This is a genomic window from Bacillus sp. FSL R5-0523 (genome assembly GCF_037975295.1).
GTDB lineage: Bacteria > Bacillota > Bacilli > Bacillales > Bacillaceae > Bacillus > Bacillus subtilis.
On the sequence record NZ_CP150251.1, the window covers coordinates 1,695,884 to 1,710,418 of the forward strand.

A 14,535-nucleotide genomic window follows, 5' to 3' on the forward strand; every position below is an offset into this window, starting at 1 on the left:
GGTGAAGCTGCTTGAATTAGCGGGACCTTTGCTGCAAACCACAACGGGTTCTGCCGCTAAAAACATGAAAAGTAGCCAGGGAGTTTTTCAAAACTGGCTTATGTCTGAGGCTGGATTGAAGGAACTCTCAGAACAAGGAAAAGGAACTCCTAATTCCGAAGATCAGCTTTTAGCACAGGCGCTTAAAAAGATCGGTGAATGGCTAAATGCTAGTCCTGAAGACCAAGACAAACAAAATGCGGATCTTTTGCAAACATTAAGCAAACTGACAGGGAAGCAATTGGATGCGAATGCTCTGCGAATGTTGCAAAATCTTTTGCAAGCAGTTGAATCAAAAATGTCAGGTGGGACGGATCAATTGCTCACAGAAACGGAGAAAATCATTTCAGAAGCTAAAACGGCTCTGAGTGCCAATGATTCTGTTTCTGACATTAATGGAGCACTGAAGTCTGATACAGAGCAATCAAATCAGGAAAATGAAGTATCCGAGCCTGCTAAAGAGCTTATCTATATCCAAATGTTCATTAGCCAGCTCGTAGAAGGGAATAAGCTGACTGATCGCGGGAATGGCAATGAAGCTCATGCCATTTACCAAAATGGAGATCAATTCCTTTCTGCATTAGAAAAGAAGGGTGTATCTCAAAAACTCATTCAGGATCTTAAACAGCAAATATTCACTAAAGCTGAGTCAAGTTCAAAACTTTACTCGATGACAGCGTCAGAGCTGAAAAGTTTTCAAAGCTTAATGGATCAAATGTCTATGCTTCCTCAAAAAGGGACCAAAGAATGGAGTTTAGCTGAAAGCCAGCTGAAAGCCTTCTTGTTATCGAAATCATCCGAATCATCACAAGACTTTGGGAAGCGTGTTCTCACACCGCTCTCGCAGAGTTCATCCAGCAAAAATGCATCGGATGTTTCTGGAAGTATTCAGTCTGTAGATAGTAAATCAGGACTCCAAATGCTGTTTTCGGGGCATCGGAGCATAGGAGGAGTACAAACACTTGATCTGCAGCAGATGTCATCTGATATACCAAATGCCGAAACAAAAACGGTGGCTGATCAAGTGATTAATGCGTGGAAGCAGATGAAATATACGCCTTTCGGCAGATCGACGGGAAGTTTCACTATTCGGCTGAACCCTGAACATTTAGGATTTGTCACAATCAAGCTGACAAATGAAAATGGAATGTTTCAGAGTAAAATCATAGCATCTAGCCAATCAGCAAAAGAATTGCTTGAACAGCATCTTCCTCAGCTGAAGCAATCATTGCCGAATATGGCCGTCCAAATTGACCGTTTTACTCTTCCGGTCCAAAGCGGGGATCATCCGATATACGGCCAGCTTGCTGATGAACAGAAACAGCAGCAAGAGGGGCAGAGACAGCAAAGACAGAAAAAGCAATCAAATGATTTTGGCGATCTGCTCGATGAAGTGTCGATGGTTGAAATGGAGGAAGAAGAATGACTTCTATAAGTTCAGAATATAAACTGCCTGAAAAAACGAACACTGTGTCGACGAACAACAGCAGCTTGGGGAAAGACGAGTTTTTAAAAATATTAATGACTCAAGTTCAAAACCAAGATCCGCTTAACCCGATTGACGATAAAGAATTTATCAGCCAGATGGCGACTTTTTCAAGCTTGGAGCAAATGATGAATCTGAATACGACAATGACTCAATTCGTTGAAAACCAAGATCCGTTTACAACGTATGTTGATTGGATGGGAAAAGAAGTATCTTGGACTGATGGTAAAAGTGCAACAGATAAAACAGGCACAGTAAGCTCTGTTAAACATTTTAAAGGAAATTATTATCTCGTTCTTGATGATGGGACCGAGATCAGTCCTGCGAATGTCATGTCTGTGGGACAATCATCTAAATAAAAACATCTGGGGGAATATATTATGTTACGTTCACTTTATTCTGGAATCAGCGGTATGAAGAACTTTCAAACAAAGCTTGACGTAATCGGTAACAACATTGCCAACGTGAATACAGTAGGATTCAAAAAAAGCCGTGTGACCTTTAAAGATATGGTAAGCCAAACGATTGCCGGCGGTTCTGCGGCTGGTGCAACTATCGGCGGTACGAACTCTAAGCAGATCGGTTTAGGTTCATCTTCTGGCACAATTGATACAATTCATTCAACAAGCGCAACACAAAGCACAGGGCGAACACTTGATTTAGCGATTGACGGCGATGGTTACTTTAGAATTGATACAGGCGACGGAACAGCTTATACAAGAGCAGGAAACTTCTATTTAGATAATACCGGAACACTGGTTACCGGTGATGGCTATCATGTGTTAAATATGACTGGTGGAACAATTAAAATCCCTCTTGATGCACAAAGCTTCAGCATTGGTTCTGATGGAAAGGTCTCAATTGTTGATGCTGACGGGAAAACACAAGACGGGGGACAAATCGGGATTGTTACTTTTGCCAACAGTGACGGTCTGGATAAAATCGGAAGCAACTTATACCGTGAGTCTTTAAACTCTGGGACTGCCAGTGCAGCCAACCAGCCTGGTGATGGCGGTACAGGTTCCCTTAAATCAGGTTTTCTCGAAATGTCTAACGTTGATTTAACTGACGAATTTACTGAAATGATTGTTGCCCAGCGCGGATTCCAATCAAACTCGAAAATTATTACAACATCTGATGAAATCCTTCAAGAACTGGTTAACCTTAAACGTTAAGGAGGGAGGGGAGGCGAGTAATCGCTTCTCCGCTGTTTTATGATTAAAGTAACCCGTTTGAATGGGCAGCCCTTTACACTGAATGCGCTGTTTATTGAACAGATTGAATGCTTTCCGGATACTACAATTACTCTGTCAAATGGTAAGAAGTTTGTAGTAAAAGAAGATGAAGAAGCTGTTCTGGAAAAGATCGCATCTTTCTACCGAAAAATAAAAATATTTGCAATGGATCAAGGAATAGAGGAACCGGAATGAAGAAAAAGTTAATGATCATCTTACTAATTATTCTTATCGTAATTGGTGCTCTCGGGGCGGCGGCTTATTTTGTTTTAGGCGGAAAGTCCGAAAAAAGTGAAGCGAAAAAAAGTATTGATGAAATCGTTGCGTCTTCTGTTGATGTACAAGAGATCACAACAAATTTAAAGTCTGATAACATTATCCGTCTTGCTATTAAACTTGAAACTGATTCTGATAAATCAAAAGAAGAACTTGAGAAACGTGATTTCCAAGTGAAAGACGCTGTTATATCACTGCTGGCTGATACGAATGCTGATCAGATTGAGGGAGACAAGGGAAAAGAAACCTTTAAGAAGGAACTAAAAGATAAAATAAATAGCTACCTCCAAGAAGGAAAAGTAGAAAAAGTGTATATTACCTCCTTTAATCTGCAATAAAGCATAATTTGACAGAATACGGAGGTGAGGAAAATGTCAGGAGAAGTTCTCTCCCAAAATGAAATAGATGCACTGCTTTCTGCAATATCAACTGGTGAAATGGACGCTGAAGAGCTGAAAAAAGAAGAAAAAGAGAAGAAAGTCAAGGTTTATGATTTCAAACGTGCGCTGCGGTTTTCTAAGGATCAGATCCGCAGTTTAACGAGAATTCATGACAATTTTGCAAGACTTCTAACCACTCATTTTTCTGCTCAGCTCAGAACCTATATTCACATATCTGTCAGTTCTGTTGACCAGGTCCCGTATGAGGAATTTATCAGATCGATCCCGAACATGACGATTCTGAATCTATTTGATGTCCATCCGATGGAAGGCAGAATTATGATGGAGGTCAACCCCACGATAGCTTATACGATGATGGATCGGGTCATGGGCGGGATTGGAATCAGTCATAACAAGGTTGACAGTTTGACAGAAATTGAAACAAAAATCATTTCTAATTTATTTGAAAATGCACTGGGTAATTATAAAGAAGCTTGGCAGTCAATTGCTGATATTGAACCGGAAATGACTGAGTTTGAAGTGAATCCGCAATTTGTTCAGATGGTCTCTCCTAATGAAACAGTCGTGGTGATCTCGCTCAATACTCAAATTGGTGAAATCAGCGGTGTCATTAATCTCTGTATCCCGCATATCGTACTCGAGCCGCTCATACCGAAGCTTTCAGTCCACTATTGGATGCAATCAGACCGAAATGAGCCAAAGCCTGAGGAAACAAAGTCGCTTGAAAAACGTATCATGACAGCACAAATACCTGTCGTGGCCGAGCTCGGCACATCTGAACTGACGATAGAAGAGTTTTTAAGTTTAGAAGTCGGAGACTGCATAACTTTGGACAAATCAGTCACGGATCCTCTTACTGTATTGGTCGGAGATAAGCCGAAATTTTTAGGACAAGCCGGCCGGGTGAATCGAAAACAGGCAGTGCAAATTTTAGATCACGACATAAGAGGTGAACAAGATGGAGAATAATAGATTATCTCAAGACGAGATTGACGCGCTTCTTAACGGTACTGGCAGCACGCTTGAAGAGCCAGAGGTTCCGGAAGTAGATGACTTATCGGAAATGGAGCGTGATGCGATCGGTGAAATCGGTAATATTTCATTCGGCAGTTCTGCGACAGCACTGTCAACGCTTTTAAATCAAAAGGTCGATATTACGACTCCAAGCGTAACGGTCATCCCAAAAAGTAAAATCAGCGATGCGTTCCCTGAACCGTATGTGGCGATTGAAGTGAATTATACGGAGGGATTCAGCGGAAGCAACCTGTTAGTCGTGGAACAAAGTGACGCGGCGATTATTGCTGACTTAATGATCGGGGGAGACGGAAAAGGTGCGGACCCTTCACTGGGTGAAATCCATTTAAGTGCGGTTCAAGAAGCAATGAACCAAATGATGGGATCGGCTGCCACATCAATGTCTACTGTATTCAGTAAAAAAATTGATATTTCACCTCCTCGGGTTGAATTGCTGGATGTTACTGAAGAAAAGGGTACAGACCGTATTCCTGATGATGAAATGCTGGTGAAAGTTTCTTTCAACTTAAAGGTGGGAGAATTAATAGACTCCAGCATTATGCAGCTTTACCCATTGACATTTGCGAAAGATTTAATTTCAAGCCTTATGAACTCAGAAAGTGCAGAGGAAGAAGAAACGGTGCAGCCTGAAGTTACATACGAACAGCCGAAAGCGCCTGTGACGCCAGAGCCGCGTATTGAACCGAAGCAACAGCAGCAGCCGCCAAAAAGGCAGGGAACAGCAAAAAAAGCAGCGCCAGTTCAGGTTTCACCGGTGGAATTTTCCGCGTTTGATCCAAACGAAGCTGTACAAGCCCCTATTCATAATCTGGATATGCTTTTGGATATCCCGCTTTCGATTACTGTTGAGCTTGGCAGAACGAAGAGAAGCGTAAAAGAGATTTTAGAGCTTTCTGCCGGAAGTATTATCGAGCTTGATAAATTAGCCGGTGAGCCTGTAGATATTTTAGTTAATCAGCGTATCGTTGCCAAAGGCGAGGTCGTTGTCATTGAAGAAAACTTCGGAGTAAGAGTCACTGACATTTTAAGCCAGGCAGAGCGCATTAATAATTTAAAATAACGAAACACAAGGAGAGAGATAGATTATGGCACATAGAATTTTAATTGTAGATGACGCAGCATTTATGCGAATGATGATTAAAGATATTTTGGTTAAAAATGGTTTTGAAGTTGTGGCGGAAGCTGAAAATGGAGCACAAGCGGTAGAGAAATATAAAGAGCATTCACCTGACCTTGTTACTATGGATATCACGATGCCAGAAATGGATGGTATTACAGCATTAAAAGAGATTAAACAAATTGATGCGCAGGCAAGAATCATCATGTGTTCTGCTATGGGACAGCAATCAATGGTTATTGATGCCATTCAGGCCGGCGCTAAGGATTTCATTGTGAAACCTTTCCAGGCTGACCGTGTGCTTGAAGCAATCAACAAAACATTAAGTTAAAGGGTGTACGACTGTTGAAAAAGAGTCAATATTTTATCGTTTTTATTTGTTTTTTCGTTTTATTCAGTGCACATCCGATTGCTGCTGCCGCGGCAGACTCTGATAATTCAACTGTAAACGAATGGTTTCAAAAAAAAGATGAAAAAACTGCAGATCAATCAGAGCAAAAGAAAGAAAAAACAACAAAAACTGCTGATGAGACGGAGGGAGCGGCTGCTCCTTCTGTCTCAGCTTTTGATTTTGTAAAGATGATTTTCGCTTTACTGTTTGTTATCGCGCTGATTTACGGGCTGGTTAAGCTCATGAACAAAAGAAATCGGCTCCTAAAGCCTTTTCAATATGTTGAAAATATTGGCGGCACATCGGTCGGCCAGAACAGATCCATACAATTGATCAAGGTCGGGAAAAGTGTGCTCGTCGTCGGTGTAGGAGAGACGATCCAGCTGCTGAAAGAAATTGAGGATGAAAAAGAGATTGAAGTCATTCTTAGTCAGCATGAAGAGGCAATGTCAAGCAAAATAGAGTGGCAAAAGTTTGTGAAGCCGCTTAAGAGTTCTGAACATCAGCCGCAGCAAAAACTGCCTTCATTTTCAAAAGCATTAAAAGAGCAACTTGAAGAGTTAAAACAAAACCGTTCTGAAGGAAAGAAGAAAGGCCCACGTCATCATGAATGAGTTTATAAATATTTTCAGTTCAAGCGATCCGGAAAACGTAAGTTCAACTGTTAAATTACTATTATTGTTAACTGTATTTTCAGTGGCGCCTGGAATATTGATTCTTATGACTTGTTTTACTCGCATCGTCATTGTTCTGTCATTTGTCAGAACTTCACTTGCGACGCAATCTATGCCCCCAAACCAGGTTCTTATCGGGCTTGCGCTGTTTTTAACATTTTTTATTATGGCTCCTACTTTTTCAGAAATTAATAAAGAAGCGCTGACCCCATTAATGGACAACAAAATCAGCTTGGATGAAGCGTATACGAAAGCTGAGGAACCGATTAAAGAATTTATGAGTAAACACACAAGGCAGAAGGATCTGGCGCTGTTTATGAATTACGCGAAAATGGATAAACCTGAATCATTAAAGGATATTCCGTTAACAACAATGGTTCCGGCTTTTGCCATATCGGAGCTTAAAACAGCATTTCAAATAGGTTTTATGATTTTTATCCCTTTTTTAATTATAGATATGGTAGTGGCGAGCGTCTTGATGTCAATGGGAATGATGATGCTGCCTCCAGTTATGATTTCTCTGCCCTTTAAAATATTACTTTTTGTTTTGGTAGACGGCTGGTATTTAATTGTGAAATCTTTGCTTCAGAGCTTTTAGGGTAGGTGCTAAACGTGAGTTCAGAATTTGTAATTTCTATGGCGGAAAAAGCCGTATACGTAACGCTGATGATCAGCGGGCCATTATTGGCTATTGCTTTACTGGTCGGTTTAATTGTCAGCATATTTCAGGCGACAACTCAAATCCAGGAACAGACTTTGGCGTTTATTCCGAAAATCGTGGCGGTTCTCCTGGCTCTCATTTTTTTTGGTCCGTGGATGCTGTCGACGATTCTTTCATTTACAACAGAGCTGTTTTCTAATTTAAATCGTTTTGCAGGGTAATGTAGAGATGAATTCAATTATTGACTTATTTCCTGCTTTTTTATTGGTTTTTATTAGAATCTCTGCTTTTTTTGTAACGATTCCGCTATTTGGACATCGAAATGTGCCAGCTGTTCATCGCATAGGTTTTGCTTTTTTTCTTGCGGTCATTTGTTTCAGCACCATTGATAAACCGCCCTCTTTGGAGATAGATGAGCACTATATGCTTTTGGCGTTTAAAGAAGCTTTGGTCGGCCTATGTCTGGGTTTAATTGCTTATATGATGATTGCCGCAGTGCAGATTGCCGGCTCGTTTATTGATTTTCAAATGGGATTTTCAATAGCAAACGTTATTGATCCGCAAACCGGTGCACAAAGTCCGTTGATTGGTCAGTTTATCTATACGATGGCACTTTTGTTTATGCTGAGTGTCAATGCCCACCATTTGCTGCTGGATGGTATTTACTACAGCTTTCAGTATATTTCAGTTGATCAGGCATTTCCGAATTTCGGTGATGAAAAGTTTGCCTATTTTATTGCGAAAAGCTTTAATGCAATGTTTATTATCGCTTTTCAAATGTCAGCGCCGGTTGTGGCCAGCTTGTTTCTAGTTGATTTAGCATTAGGTATCGTGGCTCGAACTGTTCCACAGTTAAATGTATTTGTGGTCGGTCTGCCTTTAAAGATCGCTGTCAGTTTCATCATGCTCATTGTATGTATGTCCGTTATCTTCGTCGTTGTCCGGAATGTTTTCAGTTTAACGATTGAAACGATGCGGAATCTTTTAGCATTGGTCGGTGTTTCTTAATGAAGCTTAGAGTTGACCTGCAGTTTTTTGCGGGAGAGAAGACAGAAAAAGCCACTCCGAAAAAACGGAAGGATACGCGAAAAAAGGGGCAGGTAGCCAAAAGTTCGGATGTCAATACCGCCGTTTCTTTACTGGTAATATTCCTTTCGCTCATTGCAATTGGTCCGTATATGAGAGACAGGCTGCTGTCATTCATAGAAACATTTTATACCGAATCGCTCACAATGAAGCTCTCAGAATCAAATGTGCATACATTGTTTGTCAGCTTATTAAAGGATATGGGCATAATACTCGCACCGATTTTGCTTGTTGCTCTTGTTGCAGGAGTCGTAAGCAACTATATGCAGGTTGGGTTCTTATTTTCTGCTGAAGTGATACAGCCTAAGCTTGAAAAACTGGATCCGATCAAAGGCTTTAAACGAATATACAGTATGAGGGCGATTGTAGAGCTGATTAAATCAATTTTGAAAATCGTAGTCGTCGGTTTTGCGGCTTTTGCTGTGCTTTGGCTGCATTATGGAGAAATTCTCCGGCTTCCTCTCCTGACACCCGAAGAGGCACTATCTTTCGTTTCAAAACTCACTTTGTGGATAGGACTGAGCGGTGCAGGCGCTTTATTAATTCTTGCTGGTCTTGACTATTTATATCAGAGATTTGATTATGAGAAAAATATCAAAATGTCAAAACAAGATATAAAAGACGAGTACAAAAAATCTGAAGGTGACCCGATTATTAAGTCTAAAATTAAACAAAGACAGCGGGAAATGGCGATGAGGCGGATGATGCAGGAAGTTCCAAAAGCAGATGTCATTATCACAAACCCGACTCACTATGCGATTGCTTTGAAATATGATGAAGAAAAAATGGACGCTCCCTATATTGTTGCAAAAGGTGTCGACCACCTAGCGTTAAAAATCAGGAAAATTGCTAAAGAGCATGATGTCATGATGGTAGAAAACAGACCGCTTGCCCGTGCGTTATATGATCAGGTGGAAATTGACCAGGCAGTGCCGGAAGAATTTTTTAAAGTTTTAGCAGAAATTCTGGCTTACGTATATAAAACAAAACAAAAAGTATATTGAATTTTTCGATTTAAAAGGAGAGAAAAAACAGCATGTCAACAAGAGATTTATCCGTTTTAATAAGTGTTGTCCTCATTGTGGCGATGCTGGTGATTCCATTTCCTCCATGGCTGTTAAGTATTTTGATCATTATTAATATTTCTCTTGCGTTGATCGTGCTTCTCACCACAATGAATATGCAGGAAGCGCTTCAGTTTTCGATTTTTCCGTCACTGTTGCTGCTTTTGACCCTATTTCGTTTGGGCTTGAATGTCTCAACTACCCGTTCAATTCTTTCACACGGTGAAGGAGGGAAAGTCGTCGAGACTTTCGGAAATTTCGTTGTCGGCGGAAATGTATTAGTTGGACTCGTTGTATTTATCATCCTTATTATTATTCAGTTTATCGTCATTACAAAAGGTGCTGAACGTGTTTCCGAGGTTGCAGCAAGGTTTACGCTGGACGCAATGCCGGGGAAGCAGATGAGTATTGATGCTGATTTAAACGCAGGGATGATTACCGAACAGGAAGCGAAGCATCGCCGCGAAAAAGTGGCAAGAGAAGCAGACTTTTATGGAGCAATGGACGGTGCCAGTAAATTTGTAAAAGGTGACGCCATTGCCGGAATCATCATTGTGATGATCAATATTATTTTCGGAATCGTGATCGGAATGCTTCAGCAGGGCATGTCCATTCAAGAGGCTGCTTCACACTTTACGATGCTGACTGTAGGGGATGGAATTGTTTCGCAAATCCCGGCACTGTTAATTTCTACGGCTACGGGTATTGTGGTCACAAGAGCTGCCTCTGAAGGAAACTTAGGGCATGACATTACAGGCCAGCTGTTTGCGTATCCAAAGCTTTTATACGTCGCAGCAGCTACGATCATGCTTTTAGGTATTTTCACTCCGATCGGCATCCTTCTGACGGGGCCGCTTGCGGGATTGCTTGCTTTTGGCGCATATACACTATCTAAATCAGGTAAGGAAAAAGAAGAAGTGGATGAGATTCTTGAGGAAGAGGCTGAGGTGGACGAGCTTAAAAGCCCTGAAAGTGTTGTTCAGCTTCTGCATATAGATCCGATAGAATTTGAGTTTGGATATGGCCTGATACCGCTTGCTGATGCCAATCAAGGCGGTGATTTATTAGACCGAATTGTTATGATACGCCGTCAGTTGGCTTTGGAACTCGGGCTTGTCATTCCTGTCGTGCGAATCAGAGATAATATAGCGTTGCAGCCTAATGAATACCGATTGAAAATTAAAGGAAACGAAGTAGCAAAAGGCGAGCTGTTGCTTGATCATTATTTAGCGATGTCGCCTACTCCTGAGGACGATCTCATTGAAGGGATTGAAACAGTGGAGCCTTCATTCGGTCTGCCGGCTAAATGGATTAGCGAAGCGGTAAAGGATGAAGCCGACATGCTTGGTTATACAGTAGTTGATCCTGCATCAGTCGTTTCAACGCATATTACGGAGAAAATTAAGCAGCATGCCCACGAATTGATCGGAAGGCAGGAGACAAAACAGCTGATCGATCACTTGAAAGAATCGTATCCAGTCCTGGTTGAAGAGGTTACGCCGAATCCATTGTCTGTCGGTGATATTCAGAAAGTGCTTGCTAAGCTTTTAAAAGAAAAAGTTTCAATTCGAAACTTAGTAACGATTTTTGAAACACTTGCTGACTATGGGAAATTAACAACAGATTCTGATCTCTTGACAGAGTATACAAGACAAGCGCTTGCTAAACAAATTACAGCCCAGTTTGCCAAAGAAAATGAAGTGTTGAAGGTTGTTACTTGTTCCGGCCGTGTAGAAAAAGCAATAGCAGACGGTGTACAGCAGACGGAACACGGTAACTATTTATCACTTGAACCAGATATTTCAGAAAGTATAGTGCGCTCTGTCGCTAAAGAAGCTGAACAGCTCTCATTACGTCAGGAAACCGCGATTCTTCTTTGCTCGCCGCCTGTCAGAATGTATGTGAAGCAGCTTCTGGAACGGTACTTCCCTGATCTTCCGGTACTCTCTTATAACGAACTTGAGGCGAATGTTGAGGTACAAAGCATTGGAGTGGTGGATATTTAATGAAAATAAAAAAATTTACTGCTGCTTCAATGCAAGAAGCGGCACTTCTCATCAGAAAAGAGTTAGGTAATGAAGCGGTCATATTAAATTCGAAAAAAATTAAAAAGCGAAAATGGTTTGGCCTCGTCAACAAGCCTGCTGTTGAAGTAATCGCCGTATTGGATCAGGACTTTCTTGAGAAAAAAACGCCTCAGAAGGCAGCTGAACCGCAACAAATATTAAAAACTCCGGTCAGCAGTCCGAAAATAGAGGAGAGAACATATCCCCCTCAAATTCCGGCGCAACAGGTGCTAGGTGATTTTTCAGCATATCAATCTGTACTTCCTGAGCCGCTGCGAAAAGCAGAAAAGCTTTTGCTAGAAACAGGGATCAAAGAGTCTATGAAAACGAACACTCTGAAAAAATTGCTTCGCTTCTCTGTTGAAGCAGGCGGCTTGACTGAAGAAAATGTTGTCGGCAAACTTCAGGAAATACTATGCGATATGCTGCCCTCAGCAGACAAGTGGCAGGAGCCTATTCATTCAAAGTATATCGTTCTTTTTGGTTCAACAGGGGCTGGTAAAACAACTACACTGGCTAAACTCGCAGCCATATCTATGCTTGAAAAACATAAAAAAATCGCTTTTATTACAACAGATACGTATCGTATTGCAGCTGTTGAACAGTTGAAAACATACGCTGAACTGCTGCAGGCTCCTCTGGAAGTTTGCTATACAAAAGAAGAATTTCAGCAGGCGAAGGAGTTATTTTCTGAGTATGATCATGTGTTTGTTGATACAGCCGGAAGAAACTTCAAGGACCCGCAATACATTGATGAACTGAAAGAAACGATTCCTTTTGAGAGCAGCATTCAGTCATTTCTTGTTTTATCCGCGACTGCAAAATATGAAGATATGAAGCATATTGTCAAACGGTTTTCATCCGTCCCTGTCAATCAGTATATTTTTACGAAAATAGATGAAACGACTTCCTTAGGTTCTGTATTTAATATACTGGCAGAATCAAAAATAGGTGTCGGGTTTATGACAAACGGACAGAATGTGCCTGAGGATATACAGACTGTATCTCCACTTGGTTTTGTGAGGATGCTGTGCAGATGAACAGATATGACCAAGCAGCAACTTTACGGGCAAAAATGGAAAAACGTGAGCGCGTTCTGCCAATGGTTTATTCACAACAAGCGAAGACACTTGCTGTCATCAGCGGCAAGGGCGGTGTCGGAAAATCCAATATTACCTTAAATATGGCATTTGCGCTGCAGGATAAAGGTAAGAAAGTGCTGCTCATCGACCTTGATATCGGGATGGGGAACATTGATATATTAATGGGAAATTCATCGTCTGCCACAATAATTGATGTTTTAACCGACCGTAAGCCTTTGCTGCAGTCATTATCCGTTGGCCCAAAAGGTTTGCGGTATATATCAGGGGGAACCGGTCTGGATGTGATGTTTCAGCTCGATCAGAGGAAATGGACATTTTTTGCCAATGAACTTTCTCATGCATTAAGCCAGTTCGATTATGTGCTGTTTGATATGGGAGCGGGCTTATCAAAAGATCAACTGCCTTTTATTTTATCAGCAGAAGATATTTTGATTATAACAACTCCCGAGCCGACGGCCATTATGGACGCATACAGCGCTGTCAAGCACTTGGTTTTGACAGAAAATAAGCTTTCAATGAAGGTGGCTGTCAATCGGTGCCGTGACCAAAAGGAAGGGCTTGACGCTTTTGCCCGCCTCTCCCGTACAATTCATATGTTTTTGGATGTTCAGGTTCAGTTTGCCGGTTCCGTTTCTGACGATGTGATCGTGAGCAAAGCGGTTGTCGAACAGGTTCCTTTTTTCATAAAAAGCCCTCAGGCAAAAGCCAGCCGGTCAGTCCGTATTTTAGCGGACGCCTTGTTTGAAAGAGAAGAAACGAGACACAAAGAAGACAAACAGACATTTATTGAGAAATTATCTTCTTTTTTAATGAGGAGGGCTTAATTTGATTCGTGTGCTTGTAGTTGATGATTCAGCTTTTATGAGAAAAATGATAAGTGATTTTCTGACCGAGGAAAAGCAGATAGAAGTAATCGGAACTGCGAGAAACGGAGAAGAAGCGCTTAAGAAGATTGAATTATTAAAACCGGATGTTATTACTCTTGATGTTGAAATGCCGGTCATGAATGGGACAGATACGCTCCGCAAAATTATTGAGATTTATAACTTGCCGGTCATTATGGTGTCGAGCCAGACCGAGAAAGGTAAAGAATGCACAATTAATTGTTTGGAGATCGGTGCCTTTGATTTTATCACAAAGCCATCAGGCTCAATATCTCTGGATTTATACAAAATTAAAGAACAATTAGTTGAGCGTGTCGTCGCGGCAGGACTTTCCGGCAAGCGGAAACGTCCTGTTTCCCAGACAGTTCGGCCCGAACCTATTGTGCGTGCTGTCGTTAAGCCTGAATTAAGCAAACCGAAACCTGGTACGGGCAGACAAATTGTGTGTATCGGCACATCAACAGGCGGTCCACGGGCGTTACAAAAGGTGATACCGAAGCTCCCTAAGGATTTGAACGCACCAGTGGTTGTCGTACAGCACATGCCTGAAGGGTTTACTGCTTCTTTGGCTGATCGGCTGAATCATTTATCTGACATTCAGGTAAAAGAAGCAAAAGATGGTGAAGCAGCTCTTAACGGCTGTGTCTACATAGCACCGGGCGGAAAAAACATATCCGTTATTAAAAACAGCGAAGGACTCCAGATTGTGCTTGATAACCATGACACACCAAGCCGTCATAAACCATCTGCTGATTATTTATTCCGTTCTGTCGGGAAACTGACAGATTATGAAAAAGTAGCGGTTATCATGACCGGAATGGGCAGTGACGGCACTGCTGGGCTAAAGGACATGCTAATAGCCGGCAATGTGAAAGCCATTGCGGAGTCTGAAGAATCTTGTGTCGTATACGGGATGCCAAAAGCTGCTGTTAAAGCGGGTCTCATTCATGAGATTAAACATGTGGAAGATATCGCAGCATCCATCACAAGCTGTGTGAAAAAAGAGAGGGTGTGATT

Annotated in this window: 17 protein-coding genes; all 17 read left to right on the forward strand. The window is 41.5% G+C overall.

Translation table 11 applies throughout. The annotated features are described in order from the left end of the window. Nucleotide 1: 1 nt before the first annotated feature. Genes NYE53_RS08800 through cheB form a run of 17 tightly spaced genes read left to right on the forward strand, consistent with a single transcriptional unit; the run spans nt 2 to nt 14,533 of the window. A complete protein-coding gene (locus NYE53_RS08800; RefSeq protein WP_339248229.1) occupies nt 2-1,465 on the forward strand; it encodes a flagellar hook-length control protein FliK in 1,464 nt (487 codons plus the stop codon). Then, nucleotides 1,462-1,884, forward strand: a complete 423-nt coding sequence (gene flgD / locus NYE53_RS08805; RefSeq protein ID WP_003231970.1) for a flagellar hook assembly protein FlgD — start codon at nt 1,462-1,464, stop codon at nt 1,882-1,884. Before NYE53_RS08800 ends, flgD begins: the two co-directional genes overlap by 4 nt. 21 nt (nt 1,885-1,905) lie before the next feature. Then, nucleotides 1,906-2,700, forward strand: coding sequence for a flagellar basal body rod protein FlgG (flgG, locus tag NYE53_RS08810; protein ID WP_015383664.1), 795 nt, complete (start codon nt 1,906-1,908; stop codon nt 2,698-2,700). A gap of 39 nt (nt 2,701-2,739) precedes the next feature. Further along, nucleotides 2,740-2,955 (forward strand): swarming motility protein SwrD, encoded by a 216-nt coding sequence (gene swrD, locus NYE53_RS08815; protein WP_251187115.1) that lies wholly within the window; start codon nt 2,740-2,742, stop codon nt 2,953-2,955. Beyond that, nucleotides 2,952-3,374: a flagellar basal body-associated protein FliL gene (gene fliL, locus NYE53_RS08820; RefSeq protein WP_251187116.1), complete on the forward strand. Its 423-nt coding sequence runs from the start codon at nt 2,952-2,954 to the stop codon at nt 3,372-3,374. The genes swrD and fliL overlap by 4 nt, the downstream gene beginning before the upstream one ends. A 33-nt stretch (nt 3,375-3,407) precedes the next feature. After that, on the forward strand, nt 3,408-4,406 hold the full coding sequence (gene fliM, locus NYE53_RS08825) for a flagellar motor switch protein FliM (protein WP_003220879.1): 999 nt from the start codon (nt 3,408-3,410) through the stop codon (nt 4,404-4,406). Further along, nucleotides 4,396-5,532, forward strand: a complete 1,137-nt coding sequence (gene fliY, locus NYE53_RS08830) for a flagellar motor switch phosphatase FliY (RefSeq protein WP_339248234.1) — start codon at nt 4,396-4,398, stop codon at nt 5,530-5,532. The genes fliM and fliY overlap by 11 nt, the downstream gene beginning before the upstream one ends. A 25-nt stretch (nt 5,533-5,557) precedes the next feature. After that, on the forward strand, nt 5,558-5,920 hold the full coding sequence (cheY, locus tag NYE53_RS08835; protein ID WP_014476812.1) for a chemotaxis protein CheY: 363 nt from the start codon (nt 5,558-5,560) through the stop codon (nt 5,918-5,920). Between the two features lie 14 nt (nt 5,921-5,934). Continuing rightward, nucleotides 5,935-6,594 carry a flagella biosynthesis regulatory protein FliZ gene (gene fliZ, locus NYE53_RS08840; RefSeq protein WP_339248237.1) on the forward strand — a complete coding sequence of 220 codons (660 nt, stop codon included), beginning with the start codon at nt 5,935-5,937 and terminating at the stop codon, nt 6,592-6,594. Then, complete coding sequence (gene fliP, locus NYE53_RS08845; RefSeq protein ID WP_003245692.1) at nt 6,587-7,252, forward strand: flagellar type III secretion system pore protein FliP; 666 nt, start codon at nt 6,587-6,589, stop codon at nt 7,250-7,252. The genes fliZ and fliP overlap by 8 nt, the downstream gene beginning before the upstream one ends. 14 nt (nt 7,253-7,266) lie before the next feature. After that, complete coding sequence (fliQ, locus tag NYE53_RS08850) at nt 7,267-7,536, forward strand: flagellar biosynthesis protein FliQ (RefSeq protein WP_003220888.1); 270 nt, start codon at nt 7,267-7,269, stop codon at nt 7,534-7,536. A gap of 7 nt (nt 7,537-7,543) precedes the next feature. Beyond that, a complete protein-coding gene (gene fliR, locus NYE53_RS08855) occupies nt 7,544-8,323 on the forward strand; it encodes a flagellar biosynthetic protein FliR (RefSeq protein ID WP_003245510.1) in 780 nt (259 codons plus the stop codon). Next, on the forward strand, nt 8,323-9,405 hold the full coding sequence (gene flhB / locus NYE53_RS08860) for a flagellar biosynthesis protein FlhB (RefSeq protein WP_339248240.1): 1,083 nt from the start codon (nt 8,323-8,325) through the stop codon (nt 9,403-9,405). Before fliR ends, flhB begins: the two co-directional genes overlap by 1 nt. 32 nt (nt 9,406-9,437) lie before the next feature. After that, nucleotides 9,438-11,471 carry a flagellar biosynthesis protein FlhA gene (flhA, locus tag NYE53_RS08865; RefSeq protein WP_003231947.1) on the forward strand — a complete coding sequence of 678 codons (2,034 nt, stop codon included), beginning with the start codon at nt 9,438-9,440 and terminating at the stop codon, nt 11,469-11,471. Beyond that, nucleotides 11,471-12,571 (forward strand): flagellar biosynthesis protein FlhF, encoded by a 1,101-nt coding sequence (flhF, locus tag NYE53_RS08870; RefSeq protein WP_339248242.1) that lies wholly within the window; start codon nt 11,471-11,473, stop codon nt 12,569-12,571. Before flhA ends, flhF begins: the two co-directional genes overlap by 1 nt. After that, on the forward strand, nt 12,562-13,458 hold the full coding sequence (gene flhG / locus NYE53_RS08875; RefSeq protein WP_251187119.1) for a flagellum location/number ATPase FlhG: 897 nt from the start codon (nt 12,562-12,564) through the stop codon (nt 13,456-13,458). Before flhF ends, flhG begins: the two co-directional genes overlap by 10 nt. A 1-nt stretch (nt 13,459) precedes the next feature. Beyond that, nucleotides 13,460-14,533, forward strand: a complete 1,074-nt coding sequence (gene cheB / locus NYE53_RS08880) for a protein-glutamate O-methylesterase CheB (RefSeq protein ID WP_339248247.1) — start codon at nt 13,460-13,462, stop codon at nt 14,531-14,533. The last annotated feature ends 2 nt before the right edge of the window (nt 14,534-14,535 follow it).